Genomic DNA, 14,163 nt, shown 5'->3' with positions numbered 1-14,163 from the left:
CAGCCAGGAAGTACCGCCAGCGATAATACCAACCCTTACCAGGATAAAAGAGATGCGGATTTTGCGAACAAAGATAATTGTGTATTCTCTCCCTTTAATTACCGGATAGTAAGAGATATTTATTATCAGCCTGAATTGTTTATGACAGCAGCTGAAGTACATTTCCTGAAAGCAGAAGCGTTGGCACGAGGCCTCGGCGTAGCTAAAAATATGGTAACTGCCGGTACAGAGTATGCTGCTGGTATTACGTCCTCCGTGAATTTTTGGTACTACATTGCCCACAATACCAATGTTACAAATGATAACTGGTCGGCTGTAGCTCCTCCCAGTCCTACCTCTGCGGAGATGGCCGCATTCATGGCTAATCCGAAAGTAGCCTTCACTGGCACCGACGATCAGAAATTGAATAAGATCTACGCACAGGAATGGTTGTCTTTTTTCCGTCAGCCATGGCTGGCCTATAATTTATGGAGAAGGACCGGCCGCACTCCGCGGGATGGCAATCCGGCTACCTATGTAAATTTTAACAGGTTGCAGTATCCGCAACAGGAATCAATTAACAATACCGTAAATTATACAGCACAAACGGATCACATGGGTGGTAATTCCACTACCGTGAAAGTTTGGTGGATGAAGTAAGCGTGAATGATGTCGAGAGCAACAGTCCCGGGGAAGATCATCTCTCCGGGACTTTTTGTTTGTTAAATTTCCTTATTTTACGTATTCAACCTATACCACTATGATAGAAGAATCCCTTTTTCCTGAACCCATTGATGAAATAACTTACCCACATTTAAGCACCCGCGTGCAGTCGGCTTTCATCGATTTCCTTTTTATTGTTTTGCTGATGTACATTTTTGGCGCTTTGCTGGAGCTTTTCGGAGAAGTACCCGATGCCGTACGCATTGGCTTGTTTGTTTTTATCTGGGTGATATATGAACCTTTGTTTGTTGCATTCGGATGTACAGTGGGGAATTATATCAAAGGTATCCGTGTGCGGAACGTAGACAATACCCGTAAACGGATACCTGTTCACATGGCATTGCTCCGATATATTGTGAAATTTTTTCTGGGGTGGATTTCCTTTTTAACTATCCACGGCAACAAGGAAAGAAGAGCTATTCATGACCTGGCAGCAGGCAGTGTGATGATTTGGCGCTAAACATGTTGATCATCACCCAGGGATGAAGATAATAAGTTGTAAATTTCCGCCTGGACCGTGATGCATAGCGGTGGCGCAAAAGCCCTACTATGCATCACGGAAAAAACAAGCCAAACAAAGATGCTCATTTTTAAACTGCAGTCATACCTCGAAGCAATAGCCAGCGATGCTTCGCTATATGAAAAAGGGAACTTTGAAAAACGTAGTGAAGCAATAGATTTTATTGGGTTCGGGGTAATTGATCAGATAGATGAATACCTGTTGGAAACAACTTCACCAACGCTGCTGCAGCTTCGGCAGCATGCGGAAAAAGTCAGGTCCGCGCTGGAAGAAACAGATCAACAACTATTTCAACATATTCAATCCAATATCCGGCAAGGAGGATATTCGGGCACAGCCTTCAAAGCACTGATCACGAAGTATGTTGACTTCAACGTGCATGATCCCATATCTCAGGAAGAAGTAGGGTATGATAACCTGGACGTATTGATCAATGGGTTATCCCTTTTTCAGACCATGCCGGAACAAACGAAAGATTTGGAACCGGAAATGGTGTATTATCAGAAAACGCCCGCCAGGATTGTTTTTGAACTGGTAGAAAAATCGTTTATCCGTCAGGAAGATGTTTTTTTTGATATCGGTGCCGGCCTGGGACAGGTAGCCATCCTGGTAAATTTACTGACAGGCATCCCCACCAAAGGAATAGAGTTCGAACCCGCTTTTTGCGACTACGCAAGGGATTGCGCAGCGTCGCTGAATTTATCTGATGTCAACTTCAGCAATGTAGATGCCAGAGAGGCAGACTATTCCGAAGGAACCATATTTTTTATGTTTACCCCCTTCCATGGAGAAATCCTGCAAGCCGTGCTGGAGATTTTGAGGCAGGAATCCCTGCAGCGGAAAATCAAGATCATTACCTATGGTCCCTGCACTGCGCAGGTGGCGTTGCAAAACTGGCTACAGGCTGCCGCTCCTGCCGAAAATAATGCCTATAAACTGGGCATTTTTAGTAGTTTTTAAATGCAGTCATCAACGACATGCATAGAACGATAGCAGCATTGCAGCTGAAGTAGTCAGGACCCGCGAAAGAAATCTGGATTAATTAACGCCGATAGCATCCGATAACTGCTGCTCCAGTGCTATATATGCGGGAGGGCAGGTATTTCTGTCTGTAATCTTGAAATTCAGGCCATCGGCGGCTTGCATGTGAAAACGTACCGGAGTATTGTTGTACTGTGTATACACCTGGTATAATTGCTTTTCCCTGATATTCACCGGGTGCATCTCAAAATTTACATCTGTTTCGTCTACCTGAGCGGTGAAAGTGAACTTCTTTATAACTGGTATTGCCATATCTGCTGCGTTTCTACTAAAGTTGGGAGCGCGAAGGTCTGGTATTAAACCAGTATTTGCAAATCGGATTTATGGGGTGCCGTTCTTTCCGGGAAAAATCGTATTTTTTCCCGCTGTACATCCCCTATACTATGAGCAGACAACATTGGACCAACGAAAAACTCTTTACCCGGCTTTTAAATAATAAGTCAGATAGAACATATTGGGATAATATGAGGGAGCTACGTAAACGGGGGACTGAAGATATTTTTACCAGGAGCTACCAACTGGCTACCGCCGGAAATGATCAGGAACGGGAAACGGGCATGACGGTGCTGGCGCAGTTGGGGCATGCAGCCAGACCGTATTATGAGCAAACGATCCTACTCTGTTTTGAATTACTCGTCACCGAAAAACAGCCCAATGTATTAAGTGCTATTTTATATGCGATTGCACATAACAATCAACAGCTGGATGTTCCACAAACCGGCAGGGTAGCTTCTTTTAAAGGCCATGCAGACAAAGACGTCCGGTTTGCCGTGGCATTTGCATTGCTGGGCGTGGATAATAAAACAGCCATCGATACTTTGATAGCCCTGAGTACGGACAAGGTGGCTGATATCAGGAACTGGGCTACTTTTGGTATCGGTAGCCAGATTAAAACTACTTCGAAAGAGATCACCGATGCCTTGTGGAACAGGATCAATGATCGTGATAAGAACACGCGTCTGGAAGCGATTGCCGGATTAGCCCTGCGAAAAGATCCGCGTGTAAAAGATATGCCGGAACTGGATCAGCTCACAGATGTAATAAATGACGGAGTATAGCCGCCCCTGTTACCATTCCGCAGAATCCGTTTGCTTAATTCACTTATTTGCTGTAAACTTAGGTCTGGTAACAATTTAACCCGATGAGAGTATCAACCATGCGCAGGTGCCTCGGCACCTGGTGTTGTTTAGGAGTGATGGCAACAGCCATTGCCCAGAAGCCCGCTGACAAGGCCAACAAACTGGAAAAGTTAGATGCCACTTTATCGGCTATTCTACAGGAGGCGCAGGGCGCCGGGTTTGCCATCGCTGTAGTGGAAAAAGATAAAGTTATATTTTCCAAAGGCTTCGGTTACCGCGATGTTGTTCGTAAGTTACCGGTAACCCCGCATACACAATTTGCCATAGGCTCCTGTACCAAAGCATTTACCAGCACTTTGCTGGGCAATTTACGCAAAGAAGGAAAAGTGGATTTTGATAAACCGGCGACTATGTATTTGCCTGCGCTGGACTTTTCAGATCCTGCGCTCAACTATCAGATCACTTTGCGGGATATGATGTGTCATAGAACAGGGTTTTCCCGCTACGACCTAGCCTGGGCGCTTTTTAATACCAGTTCCCGGGATACGCTGTTGCAGCGCATGCATTATATGAAACCAACGGCTCCTTTACGTGCGCGCTGGCAGTATAATAACTTTATGTTCATGGTGCAGGGCATGGTAGCAGAAAAGCTGACCGGCCAGTCCTGGGAACAGAATATCAACAGCCAGATCTTTCAACCATTGGGGATGAGCGAGTCTTCCATTGGTACGATTGCGCTGGCGGCCGCGCCTGAGCCATCACGTGGGTACACGGTCGACAAAGATGCCGGGATCAAAGAAATAAAGTATCATCCCATTATAGCCATGGGACCAGCCGGAGCTATCAACAGCACGGTAATGGATATGTCGAAATGGCTCATCACCTGGATGCATGGCGGGAAGTATAACAACAAAGAAATCATTCCGGCAGATTATGTAAAAGAAGCCACTTCATCGCAAATGGTCATGGACGCGGGGGCGCCAGATCCTCAAAGACCCTATATTCAATTTGGTAACTACGGATTTGGTTGGATGTTGTTTACCTATCGTGGTCACTACCGCGTGGAACATGGCGGCAATGTAGATGGATTTACTGCCCTGACTACCTTTTATCCTTTAGATAGTATTGGTATCGTCGTGCTTAGTAATCAGATGAATTCCAAAATCCCTGCTAAAGTGATTGATGCGGTATCCGATCAATTATTTGGTATCGCCGCTCCGGCTAAAAAGAATCATCCTTCCGGTGGCAAGGACACAAGCAAACCTTACGTAGATCCTGATTTTAAAGCGCATGCACCCACGCATCCCGTTACCGCTTTTACCGGTGATTTTAAAAATGATGCCTACGGCACCCTGCATATTTATAATAGAGCGGATTCGTTGTTTGTAGGACTTCCTGATATCACCTGGTTGTTAAATCACGAGGATTATAACATTTACTCCCCTTATGATGCTACCGATTCCGTTATTGATCCGATGTATAAGTCAAATATGCGTCTGCAATTCCTGATGAGTAATGCGGGAGATATTGACCGCGTAAGCTTTGCCTATGATCCGTACGGTGAGCCGGTGATTTTTGATAAGCAACTGACGAACCTGATTTTGAAACCGGATTTACTGAAAGGTTTTACAGGTATTTACAGCATCTCCGGTACGCCCATCACTATCAGCACAGAAGACGGTAACGTGCTGGAGATGGCCATTGCCGGTCAAACTAAGTTTACACTGGAAGCCATTGACAATACCAGCTTCCGTTTAAAAGGACTGAAGGATTATAAAGTGAAATTTGTCAGCAATGCTAATCAAAAGATAATTGCGTTAACTTTTATACAGCCAAATGGTAGCTTCCGGGCGGAGAAAGAAAAGAAGAAGTAGCGGAAAAGAAATGATAGTCTGCCGGATGGGTAAAAGCAAATTTATTGGTAGCAGTATATGGAAAGCCTTCCTGACACTCAGGAAGGCTTTCAAATTTAATATGCGTTCTTACTCATTATTTTTTTCCTTTTGCTCTGCCTTCCATATCAGCAAATCGATGCCGGATAATCCGGAAGGATGTGCAGCCGCTTCGCCTTTCGACGCTTTCTCCACCGGAGCAGTCTTCTTCTTGACAGGCATCACTTCACCAGTAAAATCAGTAGTCGCCGGCCGGTTATTTTCCCAGAAATTGGAGAGGAAATTCAGCGCTTGCTGAGGGGTATCTATTTTCTCTTCTTCTTTCAATAATTCTAAAATCTTCAGGTCAAATCTTACCGGAACGGGTTTGTTCTTTTCTTTTGCCATAGTTACAAATATAGGGAAATCACCCCGGATGCGAGGTCATATGAGCCAATTAGATGAACGTACGGACGTGTAAAAGGCATGATTTGTACATGTATTACCTCAATTAGTACAATTTTGCCCGTTATTTATTTCAGACTTTTGTGAAGCTTAATGAAGATATCTCTATATAAAAATATTGTTACCAGTGTAACAGTTGTAGGTTAACAAAACAAGCCCCGATGTTGATCGGGGCTTTTGTTTGCCAGTTAAGCGGATGGCTCGTCTTTTTCAGGTTCCCTTTCCACAATGATACTGCATTCGCCGATCAGGGCTGCTACGGCCCCAATGGCTGCCAGGATAGGGGCAAATATAGCGCCCACAATGCCTATGGTCAGCGGAAAAGACATGAGTTCTTTACCTTCTTTATCTGCGATGGTGATTTTTCTGATATTCCCCTCTGCTATCAGCTCCTTTACTTTTTTTACCAGGTTCTCGCCGTGGAGAGTGAACGTTTCTTTTGTGGTCATAACAGTTAAATGGTTTAGTTTTTAAGATATAGAAAATAATTCATATCCACGACGAATTTTCCTGACCGGCGCAGTAGGGGCCTGCTTATTTCAATTTCCAGTCTGGTCGCTCAAAATGGCAGGTATAGCCATAGGGATGCTTTTGCAGATAGTTTTGATGTTCTTCTTCTGCATTCCAGAAATCAGTAGCAGGCACCACTTCTGTTATGATCTGCCCTGGCCACTTGCCGGAGGCGGTCATCTCCGCGATAAGTGCTTTAGCGGTCTCCTGTTGCTGTTCATTCAGAAAGAAAATAGCAGAGCGATAGGAGGTCCCCACATCATTGCCCTGCCTGTTTTTAGTAGTAGGATCATGAATCTGGAAAAAATATTCCAGCAGTTTCCGGTAAGAAATCTTATCGGCATCAAATGTAACTTCAATGCCTTCTGCATGTGTACCATGGTGGCGATAGGTTGCGTTTGGCACATCACCACCGGTATATCCCACCACAGTAGAGATCACCCCCGGCTGATGGCGGATGAGTTCTTCCACTCCCCAAAAGCACCCACCTGCAAGAATAGCTTTTTCAATACCCATATGTCTTTTTATTTTAGATAATGTTGAATGTCCGTTGGTAACGAAAATAGACATATTTCCGCGATACTAAAATACGGTATTACTGATACACCTTCACCCAGTCCACAATCATCTGCACCGGTAGCGTACCGGGATTCACTTTGCCTACCCAGTCGCCACCCAGCTGCTGATCTATCAGGATATAAAAAGGCTGGTCGTAAGGCCATTGCGACGGATCCACTCCTTTTACACGGGGATAAGTAAACGTTTCTTCTCCATTCAGCAGGAATACAATTCTATCGGGGTACCAGCTGATGCCAAAAGTGTTGAAGACAAGCGGATTTAATTTTGCCGTGCCATAGTGAGGAGGATGCTCCGTTTGTTTGAGGTCCAGCGTATAGTAGGAGTGGGTGGTTTGATAAATGAGGGAGTCGTAGTTTAGATGCTCCATGATATCAATTTCTCCGTTCTTTGGATATTTGCCGTACTTATCGGTTTCTGCCAGCATCCACATAGCAGGCCATGCACCCCGGGCGCATTCGAGTTTGGCGCGGATTTCAATTTTTCCATATTGAAAGGCGAATTTTCCCTTGGTATAGATCCCGCCAGTCAGGAAGGGTCTGGGATCTTTTACCGTATCCGGGTTGTTGATGCCGCGCAGATATATTTTACCACTATCCAGTTTGTAACATGGTTCATCACTGCCCATATGTTTGTTCCAGGCGGCAGTGCCGGGTGGAACACGCGTCCATTTGCTGGTGTCCAGCGTAGGTCCGTTGAAGTTATCTTGCCAGACGAGCTTCCAATGCTTATTTTCCCGTCCTGATTTTTGGACGTACAGGTATCCGTCTTTGCCACCTCTCTGGGTTACTTTGCATGCGGAAAAGCCGGCTATCAGTGATAGCAGCAGGAGTGTGTGTTTTTTCATTGTCAACTGTAGCTGTTTCACAGGCTGCTTTATTGCAACGCTGTAGGATACAAATATAATTGCTCCGGAGGGAATATTGATTACGGATAAAAATCGGGTAGTATTTTATCAGTAATAGCTGTATTTTACCTTTCCTATTTTCATTTTAAAGAAGGTTTTATTATGATCAATTCCACGTTGGATCGCAGACAGGCATTGAAAATGGCCGGGTTAACAGCCGGTGCGGCATTGTTGAAACTACCGGCGGCAGCAAAGGCAGCTCCCTTGTCTGCAGCGCCAGGGTTTAGGTACTCCCTTAATATGAGCACCATCAGCGGACAAAAGCTGGGATTTATAAAAGAGCTGGAAGTTGCATCCAAAGCAGGTTTCAGATCAGTAGAGATTTGGATAGATACATTTCAACGCTATTTAAAGGAAGGCGGATCGGTGGTTACTGCCAAAAAAGTAATAGATGATCTGGGACTGGAAGTGGAAAATGCCATTGGCTTTGCCAAATGGATAGTGGATGACGAAGCAGTGCGGAAAGCCGGATTGGATCAGCTGAAAAATGAAATGGAGCTGCTGGCAAAAATTGGTTGTAAGCGGGTAGCGGCGCCTCCTTTTGGTGCCAATAGCAGCAGCGCTTCGTCAATAGATCTCAGGGTGGTAACAGAAAGATATCTTACAATTCTGGAGATGGGGGAACAAACTGGTGTGCTGCCGATACTGGAGATGTGGGGATCTTCCAAAAACCTAAGAAAAATCAGTGATGTGCTGTACGTAGTGACAGAAAGCGGTCATAAAAATGCACGGGTACTACTGGATTCATTCCATATTTTCAAAGGAGGATCCAGCTTTGACAGTGTTCCCTTTGTGGGTACTCCCGCCATAGAAATTTTCCATATTAATGATTATCCCGAAGGTATTTCCCCGGAGAAGATAGCTGAGCCGGATCGTATTTATCCGGGAGATGGCATTGCGCCGTTACGGACACTGTTACAAAGTATCCATCACCCGGATAAACCCGTGATCCTGTCTTTAGAATTATTTAACCCGCATTACTACCAGCAGGATGCCCTGCTTGTAGCAAAAACGGGTTTAGCAAAAATGAAGGCCCTCACGAAGCCGTGATGAATGCGCTATTTTTTTACAGAAGCCATGTCGATCACAAAGCGGTAATGAACATCCCCTTTGAGCAATCTTTCATAGGCTTCGTTGATCTGCTGAATATTAATCAGTTCAATATCCGCGGTGATGTTATGCTCGCCACAGAAATCAAGCATCTCCTGCGTTTCCGCGATGCTGCCGATGGTAGATCCCGCAAAGCTTCTTCTGGTTGGAATTAAGCTGAAGGCAGCAATCGGTAACGGTAGTTCCGGTGCGCCTACCAGTGCCAGGGTACCGTCTACTTTCAGGCAATTTAAATATGCATTTACATCATGTTCGGCAGATACCGCATCAACGATGAAATGCAATTTCCTGGCCTGTTTGCTCATTTGTTCACTGTCTTTCGACAATACCACTTCATCCGCCCCTAAACGTTTGGCATCTTCAAATTTGGAAACGGAAGTAGTAAACACGACCACATAGGCTCCCATAGCCTTGGCGAGTTTAATGGCCATATGTCCAAGACCACCAATGCCCACTACGCCTACTTTGGTACCTGGTCCTACACGCCAGTGTTTTAACGGCGAATAAGTGGTGATGCCTGCACAAAGTAACGGTGCAGTAGCGGCTAAATCCAGGTTTTTGGGAACATGTAATACGTAATTTTCATCTACCACAATATTCTCTGCATAACCACCGTAGGTGGGCGTGCCAAGGTGTTTATCAGGAGAGTTGTAAGTCAGCGTATTACCGGGTTCGCAATATTGCTCCAATCCTTCTTTGCAGTATTCACACTCCCGGCAGGAGTCGACCATGCAACCCACCGCAGCCAGATCCCCTACCTTGAATTTGGTAACGTGATCGCCTACACGTGTTATTCTGCCTACAATTTCATGCCCCGGTACAATAGGGTACACGGTATTGTGCCATTCATTCCTGGCCATATGTAAATCAGAATGACATACGCCACAAAAAAGAATCTCTATTTCAACGTCATGTGGAGTAGGTGTTCTGCGGGTGATCGTCAGAGAGTGGAGTGGGGCAGTGGCAGCTTCAGCGCCAAATGCTTTTACATCTTTTGTGCTCATGGAAATAGTGTTTAAAATGTTATTGCTCGCTGTATTGTGCATCTGTTACCTGTTCCATCCAGTCGACAGGTGAACCATTCAGTTTCTCCTGGATGGCGATGTGGCTCATGGCCGTCGTCGCCGTAGCGCCGTGCCAGTGCTTTTCTCCCGGCGGAAAGAATACAATATCCCCGGGATGTATTGCTTGTTTTCCTGCTCCTTCCCGCTGTACCCAGCCGGCACCCGCAGTGATAATGAGCGTTTGACCCAGCGGATGGGTATGCCATGCGGTACGGGCCCCCGGTTCAAAAGTAACGAGTGCCATTGCCACACGTGCCGGCTCTGGTGGGTTTATCAGTGGATCAATTCTTACGGTTCCTGTGAAATATTCTGCGGGCCCTTTGCCGGAAGGTTGTGAGCCGCTGCGTATGATTTCCATAAAATGTTTTTTTGAATGAATAATGACGCTGTAAAGCCGTTGCAAAGGTATTGCTGCCGGCAAGGGAGCTGTTAATAATTATCAAATAGAAAAGTATAAATTTCAAATAATTGCCGGTGTGTTGGATGTCGGGGCGCACCGGCATGGTGATAACGCCATTTATACCGTTTCTGTTCAATGTCGGGCCGGAATGGGAGGCACATTTTTTACCAGGTAATGTTTGATTGTATTAATTTTGTGAGATGGATAAACAGGTGCTCTCCGAGGCGGCAGATTTTAAAACAGGCGATTTAAAGCTGAAAGGCTTTAAGGTATATGAAGTGAAAAGCGGTGTGAACGCGGTGCCATCCTATAGCAGAAGAGACTTCTACAAAATATGTATCAATACGGGCAAAAACCTGATCCACTATGCTGACAGGGGAATTGAGACGGAGGGGACCATCCTGTTTTTCGGGAATCCACATATCCCGTATTCCTGGGAAATCATTTCATCGGATTACAGCGGGTACGCATGCGTATTCACAGAAGGTTTTCTGAAAGGCCATGAGCGCCTGGAAAGCCTGCAACAATCTCCCCTGTTTAAACTGGGCGGTACGCCCATCTTTCAACTGGATGAAAGTCAGCGTAGTTTTATGACCTCCCTTTTTCAAAGGATGCTCGCAGAACAAAGCACCGACTACATTTTCAAGGAAGAACTGATCGGCAACTATATCCACCTGATGATACATGAAGCATTGAAAATGCAACCAACGGGAAATTTCTTTAAACATAAAAATGCTTCCTCCCGCATTACGTCCTTGTTCCTGGAGCTGCTGGAACGGCAGTTTCCGATCGAAAGCCCCCGACAGACCAGGGTACTGAGGACGGCCCAGGATTTCGCCAAAGGACTGGCCGTGCATGTGAATCACCTCAACCGGTCGGTGAAGGAGGTGACCGGAAAGCCCACCACCATCCATATCTCAGAAAGAATTATCATGGAGGCGAAGGCGCTGCTGCATCATACCGACTGGAGTATCGCCGATATTGCCTACGCACTCGGCTTTGAATATCCTACTTACTTCAATAATTTCTTTAAGAAAATGACAGGTACTACGCCTACCTCATTGCGGGCTTAAATTGTTTGAAATGCTTATTTTATTATTTGAAAGTCATTTGCAGTCACCCCTTTGGTACGCGAACTTTGTTTGAGCGGTTTTGTATAATCAGGAGGCTATTATAGTCCCATCAAAACAAACATTCAAATGAAAAATGTAATCATTCTTGGCGCTAATGGTAATATTGCCCAACAGGTTACCGATATGTTAGCCCCCCTGGACGATATTAAACTCACCTTATTTTTGCGCAATCCCGGCAAGCTAAAAAATAAAGATGTTTCAAAATGCGTCATTATGGAAGGCGATGTACTCAACTATGATCAGCTCAGGGCAGCTATCAAGGGGCAGGATATGGTATATGCAAACCTCGCCGGTGACCTGGAAGCGATGGCAAAGAATATTGTAAAGGCCATGAATGAAACAGGCGTGAAGAAAATCATTTTCATCAGTGCTATCGGCATTTATGAAAAGCCGTTAAAACCTATACTGGTTCCATATCGCAAAGCCGCCGATGTAATTGAATCATCAGATCTTGATTACACCATTTTAAGGCCAGCCTGGTTTACCGATACCGAAGAGGTAAATTATGAAACCACTCAAAAAGGCCAGCCAGAGAAAGGTTCGGTCATTTCTCAAAAAAGTCTGGCTGCGTTGATTACAAAAATAATTCATACCCCCGGAAAATTTACCCGTGAAAATCTGGGCGTGAATCAGCCGCATTCGTGAGGAATGGTGTGATAATAGTGAGGTAGTGTTACAGACTGATTCGCCTTTTAAAAAAAAAATAAAGTACGCAGTTCAGTTGCGCAGTTGAGTATGCATCTTTGTATAGTCACAGCAGTGATTTATACTACTATCAATTGATGTACACCTGAAAACATTTATTCACCTTGATACCAGCAGTACTATACGAAACAATTCATCAGCGAAAAAGACCGGAAGATGTGGCTGCCTTGATCCACGATGTGCTGGGCCCGCAACTGAGCCGGGAAGAAGCGGGGGTATTGGGAAAAGCATTGCCGTCTGCCCTGCGTAATATGGTATGGCAGTATACGGCCATGCTGGAAGCGTTTGCCAAGGTAACAGGTGCAGAAAAACAGGTAAACAAAGCTATTCAACTCTTTAAGCTGGACGCGACATTTGCTTCAGGGGCTTATGATGATCCCAAAGTGGTGGAGGAGTTTATAGGCGCTGTTAGTTCGCTCATACATAAGGATCCGGGGTATAACAATTATGCAGCGGATCGTTTAAACCGGGAACAAAGAATGGCCGCAGGACTGGATATCTCCAAACGTAGGTACAATAAATTATTTCGTTGTTTACGCAGACTGGAACAGAAACTGAGCATCATGATCAGAGAGCATCAGCGACTTTTTTTCCAGCGAACAGGAAAGCATGCTTTTGCAGAAGATATCACACGGGATGATTTTATGGCAGATGTGAACAGTGCATGTTTTATAGCCTATTACACAGCCCGTTGTAATCTTCGCAGCGAGTTCACGGTGAAAGGGCAACAACGGCCTTACGATGAAATTGCGCATATGCTTTTCAGTCGTTGTATGAATAATGCGGCCGGAACCAACTGGTGGGCAATTGCACAAGTATTCCCGAGACCGGAAGTACTGGAAAAACTTAGTGGTGATCAGCAAGGGATATTGCTCGGTAAATGGACTTCGTTGCTGGCGCAGGTAGCTTCTTTTTTAGGAGAACTGTGGGAGCAGAATGATTTTAACCGGACTACCATGGTGGTACGGAAAGGGAATGATTCCAGCTCCTGGAATAACACTGCCGGTGCATGGAACAAGGCAAGAGACAGCTGGATGAATTTGCTGTATGCGCTGGGAATGGAGTTCATACTGGAAGAGATGTGTCCTGGAAAAGTAATGCGGTTGATTGCTGCAGATGTGGCCAGCTTGCACTATCTGCAAGGTAATAAAGAGGACCCGAACCTGCCCGTATGGAATCGGCTGCCTTTTCCCTGGGAAGTGTTTTCAGGAAAGGCTATTTGTACCAGGGCGAGGGTGGAAGCCGCCTGCAAATTTTCAGGACTTCATGCGGAAAGGTCGGGTTGGATAGCACCAAGAGAACACGGTGTAGTACCCTTCCGGCCTACGCCGGAACTGGTGCATGGCGTAACCGTTTCCAATCCCTATCTTGCTAAAATATTAAAACAACATAAATACTTTTCGGGAAAAAACGTTCAGCCCTTTTTCCCGGAACAAAATTAAAAGTTAGCGGAGTAGTTCAGTGGTAGAACTTCCGGCACGTTATCCGGATAGACGCAGGTTCGAGCCCTGCCTCCGTTTCAACGATCACCTGCTTTTGGTGGGAATCATCAATGCAAATAAAATAATGAAATTTGAGTATTGGCTTTGCTACTGCTCAAATTTCATTATTTCTTTTTAGCGGTACTGGCAAACGATGGTATGGATCCGGCTCCCTCAGCACTTCCGACAGGCAAATCACTTTATCTTCCAGCAGCAGGTTGATCATGGATAGGATAATAGTATCCAGATCGATGGGAATATTTTTCTTGTATTTGTACGCCACAAAATCTACGTATTCACTGATGGTCAGCTTTCCGGTGGCGTCCAGAAAAATCATCTGAGGCCAGGGATCAAGGGTGATCATTCGGGGTGCGTGATTATCTACAATCGTTATCATATCGTTCGATATCCAGTACCACGGCGCCACACGATAGAAGTACATCTCCTTTAACGGCGAATTTTTTAGTGCTTCAAAGGTGGGTCTGAGTGGAGGCGTTTTTTGGAAGAAATTAAATTTCATAAGTATTGGATAGTGCTATCAAAAAAGTTGACTGATATTGAAATTCAAATATCGTTTAAATATAAACTTGTCAATAAAA

17 protein-coding genes and 1 tRNA gene are annotated in these 14,163 nt (G+C 45.1%); 10 read left to right on the top strand and 8 right to left on the bottom strand.

The window, feature by feature from the left end; translation table 11 throughout:
• The 3 genes from VIP81_RS26045 to VIP81_RS26035 all read left to right on the top strand — a co-directional run.
• Positions 1 to 639: SusD/RagB family nutrient-binding outer membrane lipoprotein (locus VIP81_RS26045; RefSeq protein ID WP_331968134.1), on the top strand; the 639-nt coding region annotated here is incomplete at its 5' end.
• Between the two features lie 100 nt (positions 640 to 739).
• On the top strand, positions 740 to 1,162 hold the full coding sequence (locus tag VIP81_RS26040) for an RDD family protein (RefSeq protein ID WP_331968132.1): 423 nt from the start codon (positions 740 to 742) through the stop codon (positions 1,160 to 1,162).
• Positions 1,163 to 1,282: 120 nt separating this feature from the next.
• A complete protein-coding gene (locus VIP81_RS26035) occupies positions 1,283 to 2,182 on the top strand; it encodes a class I SAM-dependent methyltransferase (protein ID WP_331968130.1) in 900 nt (299 codons plus the stop codon).
• A gap of 78 nt (positions 2,183 to 2,260) precedes the next feature.
• On the opposite strand, the gene VIP81_RS26030 is transcribed toward VIP81_RS26035, so the two are convergent.
• Positions 2,261 to 2,515, bottom strand: coding sequence for a hypothetical protein (locus VIP81_RS26030; protein ID WP_331968127.1), 255 nt, complete (start codon positions 2,513 to 2,515; stop codon positions 2,261 to 2,263).
• 131 nt (positions 2,516 to 2,646) lie between these two features.
• On the opposite strand from VIP81_RS26030, the gene VIP81_RS26025 reads away from it, so the two are divergent.
• Positions 2,647 to 3,321 (top strand): HEAT repeat domain-containing protein, encoded by a 675-nt coding sequence (locus VIP81_RS26025; protein ID WP_331968125.1) that lies wholly within the window; start codon positions 2,647 to 2,649, stop codon positions 3,319 to 3,321.
• A gap of 83 nt (positions 3,322 to 3,404) precedes the next feature.
• Positions 3,405 to 5,216, top strand: a complete 1,812-nt coding sequence (locus VIP81_RS26020) for a serine hydrolase (RefSeq protein WP_331968123.1) — start codon at positions 3,405 to 3,407, stop codon at positions 5,214 to 5,216.
• A gap of 108 nt (positions 5,217 to 5,324) precedes the next feature.
• Here VIP81_RS26020 and VIP81_RS26015 read toward each other — a convergent pair whose 3' ends face one another.
• The 4 genes from VIP81_RS26015 to VIP81_RS26000 all read right to left on the bottom strand — a co-directional run bounded on the left by VIP81_RS26015 (position 5,325) and on the right by VIP81_RS26000 (position 7,611).
• Positions 5,325 to 5,621: a hypothetical protein gene (locus VIP81_RS26015; protein WP_331968121.1), complete on the bottom strand. Its 297-nt coding sequence runs from the start codon at positions 5,619 to 5,621 to the stop codon at positions 5,325 to 5,327.
• Positions 5,622 to 5,866: 245 nt separating this feature from the next.
• Complete coding sequence (locus VIP81_RS26010; protein ID WP_331968119.1) at positions 5,867 to 6,127, bottom strand: DUF4342 domain-containing protein; 261 nt, start codon at positions 6,125 to 6,127, stop codon at positions 5,867 to 5,869.
• Between the two features lie 85 nt (positions 6,128 to 6,212).
• Complete coding sequence (gene msrA, locus VIP81_RS26005) at positions 6,213 to 6,704, bottom strand: peptide-methionine (S)-S-oxide reductase MsrA (protein ID WP_331968117.1); 492 nt, start codon at positions 6,702 to 6,704, stop codon at positions 6,213 to 6,215.
• A gap of 79 nt (positions 6,705 to 6,783) precedes the next feature.
• A complete protein-coding gene (locus VIP81_RS26000) occupies positions 6,784 to 7,611 on the bottom strand; it encodes a glycoside hydrolase family 16 protein (RefSeq protein ID WP_331968115.1) in 828 nt (275 codons plus the stop codon).
• A gap of 162 nt (positions 7,612 to 7,773) precedes the next feature.
• On the opposite strand from VIP81_RS26000, the gene VIP81_RS25995 reads away from it, so the two are divergent.
• Complete coding sequence (locus VIP81_RS25995; protein ID WP_331968112.1) at positions 7,774 to 8,721, top strand: sugar phosphate isomerase/epimerase family protein; 948 nt, start codon at positions 7,774 to 7,776, stop codon at positions 8,719 to 8,721.
• 8 nt (positions 8,722 to 8,729) lie between these two features.
• On the opposite strand, the gene VIP81_RS25990 is transcribed toward VIP81_RS25995, so the two are convergent.
• On the bottom strand, positions 8,730 to 9,785 hold the full coding sequence (locus VIP81_RS25990; RefSeq protein WP_331968110.1) for an NAD(P)-dependent alcohol dehydrogenase: 1,056 nt from the start codon (positions 9,783 to 9,785) through the stop codon (positions 8,730 to 8,732).
• 19 nt (positions 9,786 to 9,804) lie between these two features.
• The gene (locus tag VIP81_RS25985; protein WP_331968108.1) at positions 9,805 to 10,203 is read right to left on the bottom strand and encodes a (R)-mandelonitrile lyase; all 399 of its coding nucleotides are present in this window, start codon (positions 10,201 to 10,203) and stop codon (positions 9,805 to 9,807) included.
• 242 nt (positions 10,204 to 10,445) lie between these two features.
• Between VIP81_RS25985 and VIP81_RS25980 the strand changes: the two genes are divergently transcribed.
• The 4 genes from VIP81_RS25980 to VIP81_RS25965 all read left to right on the top strand — a co-directional run bounded on the left by VIP81_RS25980 (position 10,446) and on the right by VIP81_RS25965 (position 13,603).
• The gene (locus VIP81_RS25980) at positions 10,446 to 11,318 is read left to right on the top strand and encodes a helix-turn-helix domain-containing protein (RefSeq protein WP_331968106.1); all 873 of its coding nucleotides are present in this window, start codon (positions 10,446 to 10,448) and stop codon (positions 11,316 to 11,318) included.
• A gap of 126 nt (positions 11,319 to 11,444) precedes the next feature.
• On the top strand, positions 11,445 to 12,023 hold the full coding sequence (locus VIP81_RS25975; RefSeq protein WP_331968104.1) for an NAD(P)H-binding protein: 579 nt from the start codon (positions 11,445 to 11,447) through the stop codon (positions 12,021 to 12,023).
• A 164-nt stretch (positions 12,024 to 12,187) separates the two neighbouring features.
• Positions 12,188 to 13,525, top strand: coding sequence for a hypothetical protein (locus tag VIP81_RS25970; protein ID WP_331968102.1), 1,338 nt, complete (start codon positions 12,188 to 12,190; stop codon positions 13,523 to 13,525).
• A 5-nt stretch (positions 13,526 to 13,530) separates the two neighbouring features.
• Positions 13,531 to 13,603 (top strand) — tRNA-Thr (locus tag VIP81_RS25965).
• 76 nt (positions 13,604 to 13,679) lie between these two features.
• Here VIP81_RS25965 and VIP81_RS25960 read toward each other — a convergent pair.
• Entirely contained in the window at positions 13,680 to 14,084 is a 405-nt protein-coding gene (locus VIP81_RS25960; RefSeq protein WP_331968100.1) for a hypothetical protein, read from the bottom strand.
• Positions 14,085 to 14,163: the final 79 nt, after the last annotated feature.

The sequence above is a fragment of the Chitinophaga sp. genome, from assembly GCF_036566945.1.
Lineage (GTDB): Bacteria > Bacteroidota > Bacteroidia > Chitinophagales > Chitinophagaceae > Chitinophaga.
Note: the sequence above shows the minus strand (reverse complement) of the source record. Positions and strands in the feature narration are given on the sequence as shown.

Bases quoted from the DNA above. Each gene is read 5' to 3' on its own strand.
- VIP81_RS26030 (WP_331968127.1), bottom strand. From the start codon at position 2,515: ATGGCAATACCAGTTATAAAGAAGTTCACTTTCACCGCTCAGGTAGAC.
- VIP81_RS25975 (WP_331968104.1), top strand. From the start codon at position 11,445: ATGAAAAATGTAATCATTCTTGGCGCTAATGGTAATATTGCCCAACAG.
- VIP81_RS25990 (WP_331968110.1), bottom strand. From the start codon at position 9,785: ATGAGCACAAAAGATGTAAAAGCATTTGGCGCTGAAGCTGCCACTGCC.
- msrA (WP_331968117.1), bottom strand. From the start codon at position 6,704: ATGGGTATTGAAAAAGCTATTCTTGCAGGTGGGTGCTTTTGGGGAGTG.
- VIP81_RS25980 (WP_331968106.1), top strand. From the start codon at position 10,446: ATGGATAAACAGGTGCTCTCCGAGGCGGCAGATTTTAAAACAGGCGAT.
- VIP81_RS26020 (WP_331968123.1), top strand. From the start codon at position 3,405: ATGAGAGTATCAACCATGCGCAGGTGCCTCGGCACCTGGTGTTGTTTA.
- VIP81_RS26015 (WP_331968121.1), bottom strand. From the start codon at position 5,621: ATGGCAAAAGAAAAGAACAAACCCGTTCCGGTAAGATTTGACCTGAAG.
- VIP81_RS25960 (WP_331968100.1), bottom strand. From the start codon at position 14,084: ATGAAATTTAATTTCTTCCAAAAAACGCCTCCACTCAGACCCACCTTT.
- VIP81_RS25995 (WP_331968112.1), top strand. From the start codon at position 7,774: ATGATCAATTCCACGTTGGATCGCAGACAGGCATTGAAAATGGCCGGG.
- VIP81_RS26040 (WP_331968132.1), top strand. From the start codon at position 740: ATGATAGAAGAATCCCTTTTTCCTGAACCCATTGATGAAATAACTTAC.
- VIP81_RS26025 (WP_331968125.1), top strand. From the start codon at position 2,647: ATGAGCAGACAACATTGGACCAACGAAAAACTCTTTACCCGGCTTTTA.
- VIP81_RS26010 (WP_331968119.1), bottom strand. From the start codon at position 6,127: ATGACCACAAAAGAAACGTTCACTCTCCACGGCGAGAACCTGGTAAAA.
- VIP81_RS25985 (WP_331968108.1), bottom strand. From the start codon at position 10,203: ATGGAAATCATACGCAGCGGCTCACAACCTTCCGGCAAAGGGCCCGCA.
- VIP81_RS26035 (WP_331968130.1), top strand. From the start codon at position 1,283: ATGCTCATTTTTAAACTGCAGTCATACCTCGAAGCAATAGCCAGCGAT.
- VIP81_RS26000 (WP_331968115.1), bottom strand. From the start codon at position 7,611: ATGAAAAAACACACACTCCTGCTGCTATCACTGATAGCCGGCTTTTCC.